We start from the raw sequence: 18,536 nt of genomic DNA, 5'->3' as shown, positions 1-18,536 counted from the left end.
AATTACAGTCAGCTTTCGGTAAAAACAAAGAATTATTAAGATAAACATTATCAGTAAAAGCATTCTTAAAGGCCACAAAGTCTGTCGTTTATGATGATTTTCTGCAGCAATTATTAACACTTTGAAACAGTTAAGCATGTTTCATAAGCACTGACAACTGTAAACTGACTGAAAAAAAATGATCGTATGCTGCGCTAAGTCATTGATATGCGCTAAGTTTATGATTTCATTAAAATAACTGACTAAATGGTCAGGAATATTAATTTTGTAAAATAAAAATAAATATCAGAGTAATCGCTGTATTTGACATTCAGCAGAAATTATTGCCATTTATGACAAACTTAGAAAATAATAAGGAAGTAGAAAAATAGTGATAAAGGGAGATAGCGATTGAACCGCCCCGACAATATCGGAGATTATTTTATTGCAGTCAGGTAGCTAAAGCTGATGATTTATGACTGTCAGAATATATCGATTTAAACTCAAGTAGCGACACATAGCGAATCAGAAAATCTTTAGCATTACCTGCATGTGCCAAGTATTAAATGTTAAGCCATTAAGCTATTATGGCTGGTTAAATCGTGGCATCCGTAAGCAGATAATCCACTGCACTCAATGTTAGCTACTGTTTGTTTAGAGCGCTCATAGCAAAACGCTCAACGCTATGGCGTTGAGCGTTTGTATGCTCATTTTAAAGACCTCTATATTAGAAATATCAACTGAAACCAAATAGAATGACTAATCCAGCTTATCTTTTGCCTTGAATGGTTCTGAGAATTGCAGAATTAAGAAATTAACAACCGACAAGATTATCGCAATCTCATAGCGCCCATAAGCCACTGAGATGCCGATAGCAGCGGTATTCCATAAGCTCGCTGCCGTCGCAGTACCTTTTACCGTATTGTCACCTTTAAAAATAGCACCACCACCGATGAAACCCATACCCGTAATAATCGCATACATGATTCTCGCTTCAGGCTCTGATCCGTGATAGATATCGACAGCGACTAGCATAAAAGCGCACGAGGCAATACTCACTAAGGGAAAGGTTCTGAGTCCTGCACCCTTATCTTTTGTCTCACGATTGAGCGCAATTGGTAAGGAGAGTATGAAAGCAATGCCTAATTGAATAAAATGATATCCCAACAGTTTTAAGCTCAAATCAAATTCAAACATAACTTATCACGCTCTGTAAAAAGGGGTTAAATAAACACAAGCATTCGTACTTTTTAATGCGCAGAAGAGGATTTATTACCACGTACTTTACCAATCATGGTAATAATAGCCACGACGATGACACCGACGATCAAGCCTACTAAAGCATTTAAGAGCATGGTTGTTATGCTTTCAAACATTCCTGTCAGGTGTGCTAAGTCTTCAACTTCATGATGCAAAAAATCAATCCCATGTACCAAAATACCGCCGCCCACTAAAAACATCGCTAACGTCCCAGCAATCGATAAAAACTTCATCAATTTTGGTGCCGCAGACAATAAAAAGCCACCTATTTTCTGCTTTGCATTGCTCGTCTGTTTCATTAGATAGAGACCTAAATCATCCATTTTGACGATACCCGCTACCAAACCATAAACGCCCACTGTGATACCAACGGCAATAATGGACAGCACCAAACTTTTCTCTAAGAGAGTCGCTCCAGCTGCTGAGCCTAGCGCAATCACAATAATCTCTGCCGACAGGATAAAATCTGTACGCACCGCACCTTTAATTTTGTCCTTTTCAAAAGCAACCAAGTCAATCGTCTCATCAGCATTGGCGCGTAGGCGAGCGATTTGGTCTTCATCATGAGGTAGAATATGTGGCCAGAATTTATGAATTATTTTTTCAGCGCCCTCATAAGCCAAATATACACCTCCACACATGAGTAAAAAGGTGACTAAAGGGGGATAAATGGCACTGATGAGCAGCGCTAATGGCACTAGAATAAGCTTGTTAACGAATGAGCCTTTAGCGACTGCCCAAACCACTGGCAGCTCACGGTCTGCTTTAACCCCTGAAACTTGCTCAGCATTAAGGGCTAAATCATCGCCCAATACACCCGCCGTTTTTTTGACGGCAACCTTGGTCATGATTGACACATCATCTAAGATCACACTGATATCATCAAGTAAGGTTAATAAACTGGCCCCTGCCATGTGCGCTCCTTAGCGTCTATTTGCGTTAATAGATTAATAGTTTTTTTAATAAAGATTTTAGTAAATTTTTAGTCTTATCTGACTTAAATATTAAACGGTAGGTTTTGAGCATTTTGCTTTGCAATGCAACTTTGCATCAACTCAATTTCCAGTTTCTGTTTTTTCAGCGTATATTAGAAGTGACAATGTGCTAAGACATGTAAATTAAAGTGTTTTTAGTGGCTTTAGTGTTTTTTGGTATCACCGACAATCTTATCCATAAACGCAAATAATAAGCCGGACAATACAAACGTCATATGGATAATCACTTTCCACATCAATCTATCAGCATCGCCATCGCTCATCAGATAATAGAGCGTAAGATTTAAGAGAAAACAGGCTATACCAAAATTTTGATATAACCTGCCATAAACACCATCCGCTTTTAAACTAAAAACCACCGAATTAAATAACTTTCTTGGCTTCTAACTTACGATGCTTCAGTGATGCAAGCAATGCCCAGCCAATAAAGGCAATACCAATCAGACCAGTAATGATCTCTGGTACATGGAATTTCACCGACAATAACATGATAATCGCTAAGGCACCGATGGCATAATGCGCGCCGTGTTCAAGATAGATGAACTCATCCAGCGTGCCTTTGTCCACCAAGAAGATAGTCATCGAACGCACAAACATCGCACCGATAGCAAGACCTAGCATAATCACAATCACGTCATTGGTAATGGCAAATGCACCAATCACTCCGTCGAAACTGAACGAGGCATCCAGCACTTCTAAGTATAAGAAGCCGATAATACCGCCTTTCATAATCGCGCTGGTCGCTGCGGCGCCTGAACCACTTTCTTCGTTTTCTAAATCTTCTTCAAGATCACCCTCTAACATGCCAGAGACCACTTGTACGCCTAGGTAGATTAAGATACCCCATACACCAGCGATTAGGACAGCAGCTGATTGATTAGGATTAGAAAATGATACCGCAATCATTAATACGATAAGCGCGACAAAAACACTCATGGCATCGACTTTACCCAGTTTCGCCAAACGGCTCTCAAGCCAATTAAACCAATGGACTTCTTTATCATCAAAGATAAAATTTAAGAAGACGAGTAATAAGAAAATACCACCAAAGGCGGAAATCTCAGCATGATGCGCCAATAGTCGGGCCGAGTATTCTTTAGGGTCGTTCAATGCCAAATCTATAACTTGCATCATACCAAGGTCGGCAGTCACGGCAACGATGACAATCGGGAATACCAAACGCATACCAAATACGGCGACTAAAATACCAACCGTTAAAAATATCTTTTTCCAAAATTCATCCCAGCCCTTAAGGACTGAGGCGTTGACCACTGCGTTATCAAACGATAACGAGATTTCCATGACGGCCAAAATAGCGGTAATAGATAAGGTGGTTATCATACCGCCCATACCGCCATGTGAATATCCCCACCATGCCGCGACCGCTAGGGCAATGGCTGTGAAGATAAAGTCTAAATAAAAATGTCTCATGACATGTCCTGTCTGGTTGCGTAAAGCTAAGTGTATCTGCTAAAGATATGTGGTATAAAAAAAGTGGCTATTGCTAGCCACTTTTCTATGTGTAATTTTTAATGGAATATAAAGTATTTTTGAGAAATCTTCTATATAAAATTGTGAACGTATTTCAGCTTTACTTTACTACAATAAGAAATAAATCAATCATCAACAATATAAGGTAAATCAATGCATCAAATGAGTGACTGGGTGCTGGCTATCATGGCAAAGTTTGGCTATCTTGGCATTATATTTGCTATGTTTGCCGAAAATGTTTTTCCACCTATACCGTCTGAGCTTATTATGCCAGCAGCAGGTTTTGCGGCAGCTAGGGGTGATTTAAATATACTATTAGTCATAGTAGCGGGTACGTTTGGCAGCGTTTTAGGTGCATTACCTCTCTATTATCTGGGAACTTTGTTCAATAAAGAGCGGCTAATGGTATTTACTGAAAAGTACGGTAAATACGTGTTTATTAAGTCTGAGGATGTTTTATCGTCCAATGCTTGGTTCGATAAACATGGTAAGAAAGCGGTTTTTTTTGGCCGCATGGTGCCTGGTATTCGTTCACTGATCTCCATCCCTGCGGGGATGAATAAAATGCCGCTGGTCTCGTTTTTAGTATTAACGGCTTTGGGATCTAGCATTTGGACGACAATATTGACCCTAGCAGGGTTTTACTTGGGTAAAAACTACGAGGTCATTGCGACTATGCTAGCGCCTTACTCTAAAATATTCTTGTTGCTTGCCGTAGTCATTATCATTGTTTGGCTTATCAAACGTCGACTGTCTGATCCGCACAATAGTAATAATGTTTAATACAAAACTCACTTATTTATCCTCGAAATTTAAACGACCTCTCTAAATAAAACACGGCTAATGTAACCCTTAGTCAGCGCTAAGCTTCTCCTATGTTTTATCCCGTATACTGAAATTATAAATACAGTGGATGGTACAACCCATCTGTCATAAAAAAACACTCAAAGACAAAGGATAACATCATGAAAAACTTATCAACTCTAAGCAAATCCATCATTATGGTACTTAGTATTGCTGGCGTCAGCACCGCTGCTATCGCTGTAGGACAAACCGCCACCACCAATAACCAAGTCAGTGAAGCCGTAGCAGCGGCACAAAGCAAGATCAGTCTTGAGCAAGCTATTGTTATCGCTAAAAAAACCATTAAAGGTGATGTTGTTAGCGCTGACTTTGATCAACACAACCATTCAGCAGGTGGCAATTACGAGGTTAAGATTGTCGCTAATAATACCGAATATGAAGTAAAAATTGATGCAAATAGCGGTAAAGTTTTAAGCAATAAGCAAGAGAAGCTTGATAAAGAAGATATAGCAGAATATAACGCTATGAAAAAGTCTAAAACCAGTTTGAACCAAGCAATACAAAAAGCGAACCAAAGTGTGAAAGGAAAAATCATTGAAGCTGGATTTGATATAGATTTTGGCAAACCTGCTTACAAAGTTGAGATTGTTAAAGGCACTCAAGTACATAAAGTGGTTATCGATAGCATGACTGGTAAGATTATTCGTAGCCAAGTAGAAGCCGCTGACAGTGATGATTAATAGTGCGGCGAGTAAGTGCTAAGATAGTAAACTAACCTCTCATGTCTAGTGATTTCTGAATGGCTCTAAGCGACATTAATATATCGCTTAGAGCGTTTTGGTTTAAAGCTGCCATTACCAATAAAGGAAGGCTCATGCGCGTGCTACTGGTCGAAGACGATTTAATGATTGGCGAGAGCCTGAGCGAGGCGTTGCAAGATGAGGCTTATACGGTCGATTGGGTAAAAGATGGCCGCCAAGCTATCCTGACTTTAAAAGTACAACCTTATGATATTATTTTATTAGATTTGGGCTTGCCTGAAATTGATGGTATGGGCGTATTAACCGTTATCCGAAATGCTAAGATTAACACGCCTGTACTCATTATTACCGCTCGTGATGATGTCAAAGACCGTATTGCAGGGCTTGATTCAGGGGCAGATGATTATGTGGTCAAACCCTTTGAGCTCGCGGAAGTCTTTGCACGGATGCGCGTGCTTATTCGCCGTGCTCAAGGCAAGGCGGACAATCAGCTCAGTGTTGGTAATTTACATCTAGATACCGCGCATAAGCGCGTCATCATGGATAACACGCCTGTCGACTTGACCGCCAAAGAATATATGTTGCTCACTACCTTTATGCAATCCCCAGAAAAAGTTATGTCTAAAACGGAACTTGAAGATTCGTTATATGGTTGGGGCGGTGAGGTTGAAAGCAATGCGATTGAGTTCTTAATTCATAGTCTAAGAAAAAAGCTGGGACAACACCGAATTAAGAATGTCCGAGGACTTGGTTGGTATATCAGTAACAATAAGGCGTAACCAATGATGTTCATTCGCCAAATCTTTAAATCCATGCAGTTTAAGCTGATTTTTTGGTCGATATTAGCGTTACTACTTTTAGCCATAATTGCAGGTGGCTATGGCTTTTGGTATAGCTATGAAGAAATTAATGAATTTCAAGATGATAACCTTAAGAGTATGTCAGCCTTACTTAAACAAACAATTGATACTGAAACATCTGGTGCTAATCCGTTGTGTAAGAACCGCATGCACTTCGAGACCGATGAGGACGATGGGAGTATCAGTGTCGATGTCATCTTATAGTAAATCAACTATAAGTTGATTGCTGTATAACCGACTATAAAAGTGCGTTAAACAACGTTAACATACCTCTAAGTATGAGTAAGATTCATCGCCTTAGCATAGCCTGTAGGGGCAAACTTCATCGTGACAATCAGCATTGCTACCAGCGTGATCAACAGCATCAACCAAACGGCCTGAAAACTTCTAGTCCATTCACTCAATACCCCTGCAAAATAAGGAACAATCGCCGTAATAATAAAGCCAATGCCTTGTACAAAAGCCGTCAGCGCGCCCGCTAATTTGGGCAGTGATAAATGATCAAGTGTGATTGTCAATGTGAGTGAAAAACAAGCCCCGAGACCACAACCGATGAGTGCTACCCAAAGAATTAGCAGGGAGGCTGGCATCAGAATTAACCCTACAAAACCGATGATCTGAATACCCACGGCAAAAAATAACCAAGGGCGGCGATCTAAGCGCTTAGCAGACAGTGCAGGGGCTCCTAGCGCACCCAGTACTTGAAAAATAGTCATGATACCGATCAGCTCACCGCTACTTTGGGCGCTCCAATCTAAACCACGAGCATAAGTCGGTAAAAAAGCAATCATACAAGCATAGCCAGCGTTAGCCAAACCAAAATAGCTGGCTAATAACCACGCTCGGCGATTGCTAAAAAAATTGACTTTTACGCCACTATGTTTACTTTCCATCACCTCTGAAGGTCTGAGCCACCATAACAAGAGTGCAATGACCGGCAGTATGAGCCAGATACTCAGACCCGCTTGCCAGCTGCCATAATGCTGCGCTACTAGCGGGCTGAGTGTGGCTGCAATACCGCCACCAGCCATGAGAGCAGCTGAATAAATACCCATCGCTAGCGGAACACGCCTAGGATACCAGCGTTTTACTACGCCAGGCGCTAACGCTTGTACGATAGCAATACCGGTACCGCCTATCAAAGCGCTAGCAATCAATGACCAACCAGACTCTAACCACAAGCGCCATAAGCCAGCTGACGCAATGGCAAACAGACCGCCAGTTATCCAAGTGCTTTCGCTCAGGCGCTTACCAACCCAAGGCAGCAATAATGGAAATATGCCCATACACAGCATCGGCAACACCACCAGTAATGAGGCTGCTTGAAGTCCTATACCCGTACTCAGGCGGATTTCCTCCAGTAGAGGACCCGTGGACGTCAGTGTCGGGCGTAGCGTCAGTGCCAATCCAGCAATCACTATCATAGGCCAAAATAACGTCAGCGCCGACTGGTCTATCCTAGAGGTAATACGTTCAGTACTCATTAGTAAGGAGGTGTCCTTTGTCGCTCAAAGTGTGGCCGAAAAAAGCCGACGCAGGACGCCGACTTTTACCATATTTTTTTAAGACTTTATAAATTATTAGAAAGGTTTAAAAGGTAGGAATTTACCATCAAGGGTAATCACTGCGCGGTCACCACCTTCTGGATCTGCTACTTTTTTGATATCCATTTTAAAATTGATTACACTGATAATACCGTCGCCAAACTGTTCATGTACCAGTGCTTTAAGAGTCGTACCATAAACCTGCATCATCTCATAGAATCGGTAGATAGTAGGATCGGTAGGCATTTCACTGCCGACACTACCCCGTAATGGAATCATTTGTAATAAGGCGATCGCCTCATCATCAAGACCTAACGTTGCGCCAACTTTTTGCGCAGCTTCCTTTGGCAATGGATGCTGACCAAGTAGCGCTGCGGTGACGTATACATCACTGAGACCAGTGCCTGCAGCTATTTGCTCAAACGATAAGCTTTTCTCAGCTTTTGCCGCAATGATAATATCAGTTAGGGCTTGACGGGCGGTGTTGCTAATTTGAGACTGAATCATGATAGTGCCTTTTATAATTAGTGGTGGTAATTAAATTAGTAATTGATTGGTTGATTGGTTGATTTTTAAATTAAAAAAGTTTTAGTCAGTATGCTTGATACTTAACGGCTGATATTTAATAGTTAATAAACTTCAAATATTCTTTTATTAAAAAATTAAATTAAACAGTCAGGTTAAACCGCGACAGAAAGCTGCTGTGTTGGATAAGCGCGAACCTCAGTATTCTCGGCAAGAGGAACAAAGTTGTTAGTAGCGCCATCTAACGCCTCAATATTACCCGTTTCAATATCGTAAACCCAGCCATGTAAAGCCAAACGCCCTTCTCTTATCGCCAAACGAACAGAGGGATGAGTTTTGATGTTTTCAATCTGAGCGATGACATTTTCTCGTACCATAGATTCGATACGATCGCTGTCGCTTAGATGATGGATAGATTCATTGACCACACGCGCTGAGTCGGCGTAACGTAACCAGCTGCTCACCGCTGGCATATGATCCATGCAGGTGCAATTGGCAATGGCGGACATAGCACCGCAGTCTGAGTGACCACAAATAACCACATCAGTCACTTGTAATGCGGTTACTGCGTACTCTACTGACGCTGAAACGCCACCTGGCTCAGGTCCATAAGATGGGACGATGTTACCAGCGTTGCGAATGACAAATAGTCCACCTGGTTCACGTTGAGTGACTAACTCAGGGACCAAACGGCTGTCCGAGCAAGAAATAAATAGCGTGCGCGGGTTTTGTTTAGTCGCTAAATTTTTGAACAAATCAGCGCGTTCGGGAAAGGCATCGCTATGGAACTTTAAGAAACCTTCAATAATATCTTTCATAATCGGTGGCTCTGTGGTTTCGATAAAGTAAATAATACGCCGTTATGATCATAAGGTGAAAGACTGGTATATTATGATATCGATAATAAATACTTATAGTTAAATCATAATATTTTATATAAGATATAAAAAAACTTAGATAAAAAACGGTATATAAGAGACTGTAGATAAATAATGATACTTCGACACATAAAGTATTTCCTCGCGGTAGCAGAATATCAAAGCTTTACACGAGCAGCAGCGTCTCTGTATGTCTCGCAGCCTGCTTTATCACAGCAGATTAAGCAGTTAGAAGAAAGTCTAGAGACGACTTTGTTTGATCGTTCGGGGCGTCATGTCAAACTTACCCACGCTGGTGAAGTGTATGCGCGCTATGCGCACAAGGCACTACAAGATTTAGAAGAGGGGCGACGAGCGCTTCATGACGTGCAAAACCTGAGTCGCGGCGCGTTGCGTATTGCAATTACCCCCACCTTCACCACTTACCTTATAGGGCCATTGATAAAGACGTTTCATAATCTTCACCCAAATATTACCCTGAGCGTGCAAGAAATGTCACAGGAACAGATGGAGAAACAATTACTCGATGCTGAATTTGATGTGGGTATTGCCTTTGCAGAAGTGCAATCTGCTGATATAACAACCCAGACCTTACTCGTTGAAACACTGGCTTTGGTCGTGAATAAAGACCACCCACTTGCAAAGTATCAAGCGATTGATTTACAAACGCTAAGCGAGCAATCATTAGTACTGCTCAGCCATGAGTTTGTAACTCGTGGACAAATTGAACATTATTGCCGTCAACACGGTATAAAACCGCAGGTGCTGATGGAAGCCAATTCATTAAGCGCCGTTCTTGAAATAGTACACCATACTCAATTGACCACATTATTGCCGTCCAACATCGTGAGTAATCGAGATGAGCTGATTGCGATTGCACTGGCACCCTCTTTGCTCCAGCGCACTGCGGTATTACTACAACGAAAAGGGGCTTATCAGAACGCTGCTACGAAAGCTTTTATTCACTTAGCGCATCAACATTGCGAGTCAAGTTAAGCAAATAATTACAAAACCTACATGACCTAAATAATCTACATACCCTAAGTTTAGATACTTACAATTAATATGAGCAATCGCTCAAAATAGTTTATGGCAGTTGCAATGGTGCTATCTTAATGCTTCATGCCGTTTCGACTTTCTCACCCTTTGCTTTATACTTACAACCTTTTGATAATCTGTTGTTTTTTGCCGCACGGCCAATGCTGACTGCGTGTATAGCCCTGTTTTTAATGAGGGACTGGGATACGTTAACCTTAGGTAAAAAAGCTGTGATATCGACAGTCTCTATAATTTAAATACGTTGATAATTGAAAGCCTTTAAACTCGTAAAAACATCAAGAATCATTCTGATTCAGACCTTTGCAGTACTGTTTAAACGGACATTTTATGATTAAAAAGATATCTTTGTTAGTGCTCGCAGCACTTGCTATCGGTCTGTTTTTTTATTTTGACCTGAATCAATTATTGACACTGGATGGGCTAAAAAGCTCAATGGCAGAGTTTAGCCAATATAAAGAGCAGTCTCCGTTACTGGTGATTGGTGGGTTTTTCTTACTGTATGTATTGGTGACTGCCCTATCCTTGCCGGGCGCAGCTATTTTGACCTTGGCAGCAGGTGCGCTGTTTGGTTTGGTGGAGGGCTTATTGGTCGCCTCTTTTGCCTCTAGTATTGGTGCCACTTTAGCCTTTTTGGTATCACGTTACTTATTACGCGATACTATCCAGCAGCGTTTTCCAGAACGCCTTGCGGCCATTGATGCAGGTGTTGAAAAGGAAGGCGCATTTTACTTATTTACCTTACGTTTAGTGCCGATATTTCCGTTCTTTTTAATCAACCTATTAATGGGTGTCACCGCTATTAAAGCACGGACATTTTACTGGGTTAGCCAAATTGGTATGTTGGCCGGTACTTTTGTGTTTGTAAATGCCGGTACTCAATTGGCGCAAGTAGAGAGCTTGTCAGGTATTTTATCGCTTAATCTAATTTTATCCTTTGCGTTATTAGGTTTTTTCCCACTGACTGCTAAAGCGATTTTGAATGTGGTTAAAAAACGCCGCGTCTATAAAAATCATCATAAACCTAAAAAATTCGACCGTAATATGATTGTTATCGGTGCTGGTGCGGGCGGCTTAATCACCAGCTATATTGCTGCGGCTGTCAAAGCAAAAGTAACCTTAATCGAAGCTGGTGAGATGGGCGGTGACTGTTTAAATTATGGCTGTGTACCCAGTAAAACAGTGATTAAAAGTGGCAAAGTTGCTGAGCAAATTCGGCATGGCGAGCTTTACGGCTTAGATAATATGACCCCCCAATTCTCGTTTAAGAAAGTAATGGCGCGCGTACAAACCGTGATTGACGCTATTGCCCCGCATGACAGTGTTGAGCGTTATGCCGATTTAGGCGTAGAAGTCCTAAAAGGCTACGCTAAATTAATCGACCCGTGGACGGTCAAGGTCGAGCTTAACGATGGCGGCACGCAAACCCTCACGGCGCGTACTATCGTTATTGCCACAGGCGCACGGCCCTTTATCCCGCCATTACCAGGCATAGAAGAAACCGGCTATGTCACCAGCGATACTATATGGCGCAAGTTTGCTGAGTTTGATGAAGCACCAAAAAAACTTGTGGTACTTGGTGGTGGCCCAGTTGGCTGTGAACTGGCACAAAGTTTTGCGCGACTCGGCTCAAGCGTTACCCAAATTGAAAGAAGTGCTCGCTTGATTAAGAAAGAAGATATTGAGGTATCTACCTTTGCGCATGAAGCCTTAGCAGCAAGCGGTGTCAATATTCTCACCTCACACCAAGCACTGCGCTGTGAAGCACGTGACGGTAAAAAATTCATTGTGGTTAAACATCAAGAACAAGAATTTGCTATTGAATACGATGAGCTACTTTGTGCCGTTGGTCGTAGCGCTCGCCTTGAGGGTTACGGCCTCGAAGCATTGGGTATTGAAACGGATCGCACCATTGTAACCAATGAATATTTAGAAACTTTATATCCGAATATCTATGCCGCAGGTGATGTTGTTGGCCCTTATCAATTTACCCATGTGGCATCGCATCAAGCATGGTACGCCGCCGTAAACGGTCTATTTGGTCATCTTAAAAAGTTCAAAGTTGATTATCGAGTGATACCGTGGACGACGTTTATTGACCCAGAAGTCGCTCGCGTGGGCATCAATGAGCAAGAAGCGATCGAAAAAGGTATCGATTATGAAGTCACCCGTTTTGAATTTAAAGCATTAGACCGCGCTATTGCTGAGGGCGCAACTAAGGGCTTTATCAAAGTCATTACCCTTAAAGGCAAAGATAAAATCCTTGGGGTGACGATCGTCTCTGAGCATGCAGGCGACTTATTGGCGGAATTTGTACTAGCAATGAAGCATAACTTAGGGCTTAATAAAATACTCGGCACCATTCATAGCTATCCGACTTGGGCTGAAGGCAACAAGTCGGTAGCCGGTGAATGGAAACGGTCGCATGCGCCGCAAACCGTATTAAAATGGGTAGAAAAATATCATACTTGGCGTAGAGGGTAATTTTTTCAAAGATGCTTAAGACCTGTTTAAAACGCATTTACAGCAATCGTCAAAAGCGTTATTTTTAGGCGCAATTTGACTTGATAAAACAGGTACTCTTAACAAGAGTAATATAAAAATTAATTTTAGATGACATTAATTTTAGATGACATTAATTTTAGATGACATTAATTTTAGATGACATTAATTTTAGATGACATTAGTTTTAGATGACATTAATTTTAGATGATATTAATTTTAGATGATATTAATTTTAGATGATATTAATTTTAGATGATATTAATTTTAGATGATATTAATTTTAGATGATATTAATTTTAGATGATATTAATTTTGGATAATAACTGGAATCTAAATGCCCGCTATTAAGTCTTGGCTAATACTGACGCGCTACCACCTTTACTGGGTGGCGCTTGGTGTTTTTTTGAGTATCTGTGTGGGCATCACAGCAAGTACGGCAATTACCCATACCAGTATCGAAGAGCAATCGTACTGGCAGCAGATAGAAACGCAGGGTAAAAACCAAGAGGTTTACTTTTATGCGTGGGGCGGTGATCCGCAGATAAACGCTTATCTACAATGGGTAGCCAAGCAAGTTAAGAACAAATACAATATTAACTTAGTTCATGTCAAACTCAGTGATACCAGCGAAGCCGTCAGTCGAGTATTAGCGGAAAAATCAGCCAATAATAACCGCCAAGGTAGCGTTGATTTGGTGTGGATAAATGGGGCTAATTTTGCCACCATGAATGAGCACTCATTATTATTGAAACAATGGGCGAATAAATTACCAAACTTTACCCTTACCGATCCCAATAACAATCCTGCCGTTACCTTTGACTTTGGTATTGCAACCGAAGGTATGGAAGCCCCGTGGGGACAGGCATCGCTTACTTTTTATTATGATAGCTTAGCGATTGACGGATCAGAAAACAACAAACCACCAACCACGTTAAATGAGCTATCACGCTGGAGTGCCCAACATCCTGGACGCTTTAGTTACCCAAAGCCGCCTGATTTTTTGGGTATGAGCTTTTTAAAGTATGCCTTGGTCATGCTCCATGAGCAAAGCCCTGACAGTATAAAATCACAATTAAACCAGCCAGCGACTAAGCAAAATACAGCGTTAGTATTAGAGCCATTATGGCAATTTTTAGATGAGCTGCACCCAACTCTATGGCGCAAGGGCGAGTCTTTTACACAAAGTGGCGCACAAATGCGCCGCTTAGTCGACGATACCGAATTAAGCTTAGCCTTTACCTTTTCAGCACCTGAAGTACCTGCTGCGGTACAGCGTTATGACTTACCGACAAGTATTCGTAGCTATGCTATGGATGATGGCAGTTTAAGTAATACTCATTTTGTCGCCATTCCTTATAACGCCAGCCACCAAGCAAGCGCGCAACTGGTCGCTAACTTCTTGCTCAGCCCCACCGCACAGGCACACAAACAAAAACCTCATATCTGGGGCGATAGCACCGTGCTTGTTCAATCCATGCTCAGCCCCGAGCAACAAGCCTTATTTAAAATAAGCACGCCGCATCCTAGCGCCTTGCCTGTTAATAGTATCAAACGCACAGTGAGCGAGCCGCATCCAAGTTGGGTTGAAGCGATTATGCAAGGGTGGCAGATGCGTTATGGGGTCAGTCCATGAGTACCGCGCCTAATAAAAAAGCAGATAATAAAGAAGCTGAGAAAGTTGCTGCTAAAGAAACTAATACTGCACCAGTAACGACTTACAAGACCGATAACTTTACGCGCCTTGTAAAATTGAGCCCACGATTTTTATTATTGTTGCTTATATTGCCAGTGCTTGGCGGTTTAATCAGTGTGCTATTACCAGCCTTTGGTTGGTCACCAGCACTCGAGAAAACAACGTTTGGCCTGCAAGGTTTTAAGGAACTTTGGCAAACGCCGGGCCTTGCGAAAATGGTTAATTTAAGCGTGGCAGCTGGCTTAATAAGCACTTTTCTTGCCTTTGTAATAACGCTCATGATGCTGGCCACTTTTTTTAATAGCCTTTGGCTCAATCGTATTGAGCGTCTACTTAGCCCTATTTTAGTGATCCCACATGCAGCAGCAGCGATTGCCGTTGGCTTTTTAATTGCCCCATCCGGTATGTTCTCTCGGCTAATCTCACCGTGGTTAACTGGTTGGGAGCTGGCACCGCACGGTATATTTCCACACGATGCTTATGGTATCAGTATCATTTTGGGCTTAACGCTAAAAGAGCTGCCCTTCTTATTATTAATGGCGCTCGGCGCATTGGCACAACCTGAGTTTGGCAAAAAGTTACGCCAGCAGCACAAAGTAGCGCTTAATTTAGGCTACTACCCAATGACGGCTTTTTTTAAAGTGGTATTGCCCAGCCTCTATCCGTTATTACGCCTGCCTATATTTGCCGTACTCGCCTATGCCAGCGCCAGTGTCGAGATGCCACTCATATTAGGTCCCAATACGCCGCCAACATTGGCCGTTGCCATTATGAATTGGTTTAACGATGTCGATTTAAATTTACGTCTAAAAGCTTCTGCTGGTGCAGTATTACAGCTTGCTCTAACAGGTGGCTTACTTGCCTTGTGGCTGGCTGCTGAAAAGGTTGTAAAGTACTTATGTAGGCAGTCAATCACCAATGGCCGGCGCAATTATGGCGACACTGTTTGGCAAAAAATAACCGTAGTACTGACCACTGTGGTTATCGGTTTTATATTAATGGCATTGATTGGACTAGTAATGTGGTCGGTTGCAGGATTTTGGCGCTTTCCAGCGGCGCTACCAGAGCAATTTGTACTACTGCATTTTCAAAGCGCCTTGATGCAAATAGGCAGCCCGCTCTTTAATACGATTACTATTGGGCTAATGACGACTACTTTTGCCGTGGTGCTCACTTTACTCTGTTTAGAATCAGAGCAGCTGACTGCCAAAGTCATTTCTCCCTTTACCAGTTTAATTATTTATTTGCCGTTACTGGTACCCAGTATTGCCTTTTTATTTGGCTTGGTATGGTTACAGCAATTGGTCAATAACCAAACCGCATTTTTTAACGTGGCCGTTACCCATTTATTGTTTGTACTGCCTTATGTGTTTTTATCACTGTCGAGTAGCTATCGGCGCTTAGACCCTCGCTTTGCCAATGTAGCAGCAAGCCTTGGCGCTACTCCTAGCAAAGTATTTTTTCAGATTAAATTACCGCAGTTATTTGCGCCTATTTTAATTGCAGTGGCATTGGGCTTGGCGATCAGTTTTGGGCAATACCTGCCGACCTTGCTAGCCGGTGGCGGGCGCATAGCCACTATAACGACAGAAGCTGTTACTCTTGCTAATGGTGCCAGCAGACGCACTAGTGCCGTTTATGCCATTATACAAATGGCGTTACCGTTAATCGGTTTTACGCTAGCGTGGATATTACCTAAGTATTTTTTTAAAAGTGCGAGGCTTTAAGAGTGCAAAGCGTTAAAAGTGCAGCTCGTTAAAACTGTATATTATTAAACGTACAAATTATGAATTAAAAGCGTACATCGTGAAAAAATCATATTTTTAAACAGGCGTAATGTTAAAGGTGTCTTGATGCAATCTTCTTTACAGATAAAAAACTTACAGCTTTTTCGTCAAGACCAGTTATTACTCAGCTTGAATGAGCAAGTCAATGGCGGCGAAATACTTACTATTATGGGGCCTTCGGGCAGTGGTAAATCAAGTCTATTAAATTGGCTAACGGGCACACTTGCTAGCAGTTTTAGCGCTACTGGTGAGGTATTACTTGACGGTCGGAATATCAGTAACCTACCAACCCATTTACGTAATATCGGAGTGTTGTATCAAGATGCTTTATTGTTCTCGCACTTATCAGTTGCCGGAAATATTGCTTTTGCGATACCTAAAAGTAATAAAGAGGGTAAGAAAGAAGGCAATAAAAAACAGCGGCTGGAAACAATAGATGACGCACTTGCGCAAGTAGGCTTAGCAGGCATTAGCAACCGCCATCCTGATAGTCTCTCTGGCGGACAACAAGCGCGAGTTGCGTTACTACGACTACTCCTTAGCGAGCCTAAAGCCATTTTACTAGACGAGCCATTTAGTAAACTGGATACCCAGTTGAGAGTGGATACACGCCAATTGGTGTTTGAGCAAATTCGTAACCGTAACCTGCCTGCTATTATGGTTACCCACGACCATAGCGATGCTGAGGCAACTAATGGCAAAGTGATTCATTTAGAAAGTGTTAATTAACAGCTTATCAACTCAGTACAATAGTTTTAGATTCACAAGTTTAAAGGCAAAAGGCAACCAGTATGCTAGATAAGTACCTTACTCCCATTATAAAACCACTGTTAACGCCCATAGTTATAGTACTGCATAAGCGTTCTATAACAGCTGATCAGTTGACGGTGGCGGGGTTTTTAATTGGACTACTAGCCGTACCACTAATCGCCTTTGAGTATTGGTATGCGGCATTAGTCGCTATCATTTTGAATCGGATTTTAGATGGTCTTGACGGCGCGCTGGCGAGATATGCCAAGCAAAGCTCTAGCGCCGGTGGTTATTTAGACATTACTCTCGATTTTCTATTTTACGCGGCGATTCCGTTTGGATTTATTCTTGCTAATCCTGAGCAGAACGCTGTTGCTGGCGCATTATTATTAGCGACATTTATTGGGACTGGCTCAAGCTTTTTAGCCTTTGCTATTGCGGCTGAAAAGTTTAAAATTGATAGACCACAGTTTAAATATAAAAGCTTTTATTATCTAAATGGCCTAACCGAAGGCACGGAAACCATTGCGCTATTTATAGCTTTTTGTATTTGGCCCCAGCATTTTGCCCTACTCGCTACTCTATTTGCTATTGCCTGTACGATTACTATTTTTACCCGCATATATGGCGGTTACCATACGCTCAAACAGCAAGAAGCTAAAATTAAAGGAGCAATCGATGACACATGAAGTATGGTGGCGACTCGGCTTCTTTTTTAGCATTTTAGTGATAATGATGCTAGTTGAATGGCTGAAACCAGCACGAAAATCACCCATTAAAAGTAGCAAGCGTTGGTTCGCTAATTTTGGATTGGTATTTGCCTCATCGCTTATTGCCCGCCTAGCAGTACCGATTGGACTGACGGCGGTGGCAGTTTATACCCAGCAAAACAATATTGGCTTATTTAATCTCATAGAGCTGCCAAGCATCATAGTCATTGTGCTTAGTTTGATTTTGCTGGATATTTTAATCTATTGGCAACATCGACTGTTTCATCGCGTTCCTATATTGTGGCGTTTGCACCGAGTGCACCATGCCGATGCGCATGTCGATACCAGCACCGGTCTTAGATTTCATCCGCTTGAAATTGTACTCAGTATTATGATAAAGCTGATTGCCGTTATTGTACTGGGCGTCCCTGCTATAGCCGTACTCATATTTGAGATCGCACTAAACGGTTTGGCATTATTTAATCATGCCAATATTCGCCTGCCACCAGCCATTGAAAAACCAGCTCGCCTGATATTAATGACCCAAATCCTGCACCGCATACACCATAGCCAAGTCGTGAGTGAGACCAACTCAAACTATGGCTTTAGCGTTATTTGGTGGGATAAATTGTTCAGTAGCTATAAAAGTGTCGCAAAAAAAACCGATGACCAAATTGATATCGGTTTAATTGAATACCCTACTGCCAAACAAAATGCGTCATTGTGGCACTTATTAATCATGCCATTTAGAAATAAATGAGTAGATTATTAATTGGTTTCTACCAAGTTGTTTATGCCATCTCTATAAATAGGCGCGCAAGCTACTGGCTACCTTGGGGCATTTCTCACGCCACCGCATAATGCTATTTTCTTAGCAGCCAATGTTCCAGTTCCAAATTTAGTTGCAGCGGATGTAAACATGCTTGCTGAGCAAATTA

17 protein-coding genes are annotated in these 18,536 nt (G+C 41.9%); 11 read left to right on the top strand and 6 right to left on the bottom strand.

The features are described from left to right. Nucleotides 1-738: 738 nt before the first annotated feature. The 3 genes from DABAL43B_RS04175 to DABAL43B_RS04160 form a co-directional block, all read right to left on the bottom strand. Nucleotides 739-1,176 (bottom strand): MgtC/SapB family protein, encoded by a 438-nt coding sequence (locus DABAL43B_RS04175; RefSeq protein ID WP_079691203.1) that lies wholly within the window; start codon nt 1,174-1,176, stop codon nt 739-741. 53 nt (nt 1,177-1,229) lie between these two features. Next, a complete protein-coding gene (locus DABAL43B_RS04170) occupies nt 1,230-2,153 on the bottom strand; it encodes a DUF808 domain-containing protein (RefSeq protein WP_079691202.1) in 924 nt (307 codons plus the stop codon). 444 nt (nt 2,154-2,597) lie between these two features. Continuing rightward, nucleotides 2,598-3,665 (bottom strand): DUF475 domain-containing protein, encoded by a 1,068-nt coding sequence (locus tag DABAL43B_RS04160; protein WP_079691200.1) that lies wholly within the window; start codon nt 3,663-3,665, stop codon nt 2,598-2,600. 213 nt (nt 3,666-3,878) lie between these two features. On the opposite strand from DABAL43B_RS04160, the gene DABAL43B_RS04155 reads away from it, so the two are divergent. The 4 genes from DABAL43B_RS04155 to DABAL43B_RS04140 all read left to right on the top strand — a co-directional run bounded on the left by DABAL43B_RS04155 (nt 3,879) and on the right by DABAL43B_RS04140 (nt 6,354). Then, nucleotides 3,879-4,508 carry a DedA family protein gene (locus DABAL43B_RS04155; RefSeq protein WP_079691199.1) on the top strand — a complete coding sequence of 210 codons (630 nt, stop codon included), beginning with the start codon at nt 3,879-3,881 and terminating at the stop codon, nt 4,506-4,508. 182 nt (nt 4,509-4,690) lie between these two features. Then, nucleotides 4,691-5,269: a PepSY domain-containing protein gene (locus DABAL43B_RS04150; RefSeq protein ID WP_079691198.1), complete on the top strand. Its 579-nt coding sequence runs from the start codon at nt 4,691-4,693 to the stop codon at nt 5,267-5,269. A gap of 134 nt (nt 5,270-5,403) precedes the next feature. Then, nucleotides 5,404-6,069, top strand: coding sequence for a response regulator (locus tag DABAL43B_RS04145; protein WP_079691197.1), 666 nt, complete (start codon nt 5,404-5,406; stop codon nt 6,067-6,069). 3 nt (nt 6,070-6,072) lie between these two features. After that, nucleotides 6,073-6,354, top strand: coding sequence for a hypothetical protein (locus DABAL43B_RS04140; RefSeq protein WP_079691196.1), 282 nt, complete (start codon nt 6,073-6,075; stop codon nt 6,352-6,354). 68 nt (nt 6,355-6,422) lie between these two features. Here DABAL43B_RS04140 and DABAL43B_RS04135 read toward each other — a convergent pair whose 3' ends face one another. The 3 genes from DABAL43B_RS04135 to DABAL43B_RS04125 form a co-directional block, all read right to left on the bottom strand. Beyond that, the gene (locus DABAL43B_RS04135; protein WP_079691195.1) at nt 6,423-7,634 is read right to left on the bottom strand and encodes a CynX/NimT family MFS transporter; all 1,212 of its coding nucleotides are present in this window, start codon (nt 7,632-7,634) and stop codon (nt 6,423-6,425) included. A gap of 96 nt (nt 7,635-7,730) precedes the next feature. Beyond that, complete coding sequence (gene cynS / locus DABAL43B_RS04130; protein ID WP_079691194.1) at nt 7,731-8,201, bottom strand: cyanase; 471 nt, start codon at nt 8,199-8,201, stop codon at nt 7,731-7,733. A 173-nt stretch (nt 8,202-8,374) separates the two neighbouring features. Then, on the bottom strand, nt 8,375-9,037 hold the full coding sequence (locus DABAL43B_RS04125) for a carbonic anhydrase (protein WP_079691193.1): 663 nt from the start codon (nt 9,035-9,037) through the stop codon (nt 8,375-8,377). Nucleotides 9,038-9,211: 174 nt separating this feature from the next. Here DABAL43B_RS04125 and cynR point away from each other — a divergent pair, with 174 nt between their 5' ends. The 7 genes from cynR to DABAL43B_RS04085 all read left to right on the top strand — a co-directional run bounded on the left by cynR (nt 9,212) and on the right by DABAL43B_RS04085 (nt 18,358). Continuing rightward, nucleotides 9,212-10,093, top strand: a complete 882-nt coding sequence (cynR, locus tag DABAL43B_RS04120) for a transcriptional regulator CynR (protein WP_079691192.1) — start codon at nt 9,212-9,214, stop codon at nt 10,091-10,093. Nucleotides 10,094-10,483: 390 nt separating this feature from the next. Continuing rightward, a complete protein-coding gene (locus tag DABAL43B_RS04110; protein WP_079691191.1) occupies nt 10,484-12,637 on the top strand; it encodes an FAD-dependent oxidoreductase in 2,154 nt (717 codons plus the stop codon). A gap of 355 nt (nt 12,638-12,992) precedes the next feature. Continuing rightward, complete coding sequence (locus tag DABAL43B_RS04105; protein WP_079691190.1) at nt 12,993-14,291, top strand: ABC transporter substrate-binding protein; 1,299 nt, start codon at nt 12,993-12,995, stop codon at nt 14,289-14,291. Next, nucleotides 14,288-16,078: an ABC transporter permease gene (locus DABAL43B_RS04100; protein WP_079691189.1), complete on the top strand. Its 1,791-nt coding sequence runs from the start codon at nt 14,288-14,290 to the stop codon at nt 16,076-16,078. The genes DABAL43B_RS04105 and DABAL43B_RS04100 overlap by 4 nt, the downstream gene beginning before the upstream one ends. Before the next feature lie 126 nt (nt 16,079-16,204). Next, nucleotides 16,205-16,867 (top strand): ATP-binding cassette domain-containing protein, encoded by a 663-nt coding sequence (locus DABAL43B_RS04095; protein ID WP_079691188.1) that lies wholly within the window; start codon nt 16,205-16,207, stop codon nt 16,865-16,867. Nucleotides 16,868-16,929: 62 nt separating this feature from the next. Further along, on the top strand, nt 16,930-17,577 hold the full coding sequence (locus DABAL43B_RS04090) for a CDP-alcohol phosphatidyltransferase family protein (RefSeq protein ID WP_079691187.1): 648 nt from the start codon (nt 16,930-16,932) through the stop codon (nt 17,575-17,577). Continuing rightward, complete coding sequence (locus DABAL43B_RS04085) at nt 17,567-18,358, top strand: sterol desaturase family protein (protein WP_079691186.1); 792 nt, start codon at nt 17,567-17,569, stop codon at nt 18,356-18,358. Before DABAL43B_RS04090 ends, DABAL43B_RS04085 begins: the two co-directional genes overlap by 11 nt. Nucleotides 18,359-18,536 lie beyond the last annotated feature (178 nt).

Source organism: Psychrobacter sp. DAB_AL43B (genome assembly GCF_900168255.1).
Lineage (GTDB): Bacteria > Pseudomonadota > Gammaproteobacteria > Pseudomonadales > Moraxellaceae > Psychrobacter.
This window is presented reverse-complemented; position numbering and strand designations above follow the sequence as displayed.

Bases quoted from the DNA above. Each gene is read 5' to 3' on its own strand.
- DABAL43B_RS04155 (WP_079691199.1), top strand. From the start codon at position 3,879: ATGCATCAAATGAGTGACTGGGTGCTGGCTATCATGGCAAAGTTTGGC.
- DABAL43B_RS04140 (WP_079691196.1), top strand. From the start codon at position 6,073: ATGATGTTCATTCGCCAAATCTTTAAATCCATGCAGTTTAAGCTGATT.
- DABAL43B_RS04100 (WP_079691189.1), top strand. From the start codon at position 14,288: ATGAGTACCGCGCCTAATAAAAAAGCAGATAATAAAGAAGCTGAGAAA.
- DABAL43B_RS04095 (WP_079691188.1), top strand. From the start codon at position 16,205: ATGCAATCTTCTTTACAGATAAAAAACTTACAGCTTTTTCGTCAAGAC.
- DABAL43B_RS04175 (WP_079691203.1), bottom strand. From the start codon at position 1,176: ATGTTTGAATTTGATTTGAGCTTAAAACTGTTGGGATATCATTTTATT.
- DABAL43B_RS04105 (WP_079691190.1), top strand. From the start codon at position 12,993: ATGCCCGCTATTAAGTCTTGGCTAATACTGACGCGCTACCACCTTTAC.
- DABAL43B_RS04135 (WP_079691195.1), bottom strand. From the start codon at position 7,634: ATGAGTACTGAACGTATTACCTCTAGGATAGACCAGTCGGCGCTGACG.
- DABAL43B_RS04160 (WP_079691200.1), bottom strand. From the start codon at position 3,665: ATGAGACATTTTTATTTAGACTTTATCTTCACAGCCATTGCCCTAGCG.
- cynS (WP_079691194.1), bottom strand. From the start codon at position 8,201: ATGATTCAGTCTCAAATTAGCAACACCGCCCGTCAAGCCCTAACTGAT.
- DABAL43B_RS04170 (WP_079691202.1), bottom strand. From the start codon at position 2,153: ATGGCAGGGGCCAGTTTATTAACCTTACTTGATGATATCAGTGTGATC.
- DABAL43B_RS04110 (WP_079691191.1), top strand. From the start codon at position 10,484: ATGATTAAAAAGATATCTTTGTTAGTGCTCGCAGCACTTGCTATCGGT.
- DABAL43B_RS04125 (WP_079691193.1), bottom strand. From the start codon at position 9,037: ATGAAAGATATTATTGAAGGTTTCTTAAAGTTCCATAGCGATGCCTTT.
- DABAL43B_RS04085 (WP_079691186.1), top strand. From the start codon at position 17,567: ATGACACATGAAGTATGGTGGCGACTCGGCTTCTTTTTTAGCATTTTA.
- cynR (WP_079691192.1), top strand. From the start codon at position 9,212: ATGATACTTCGACACATAAAGTATTTCCTCGCGGTAGCAGAATATCAA.
- DABAL43B_RS04090 (WP_079691187.1), top strand. From the start codon at position 16,930: ATGCTAGATAAGTACCTTACTCCCATTATAAAACCACTGTTAACGCCC.
- DABAL43B_RS04150 (WP_079691198.1), top strand. From the start codon at position 4,691: ATGAAAAACTTATCAACTCTAAGCAAATCCATCATTATGGTACTTAGT.
- DABAL43B_RS04145 (WP_079691197.1), top strand. From the start codon at position 5,404: ATGCGCGTGCTACTGGTCGAAGACGATTTAATGATTGGCGAGAGCCTG.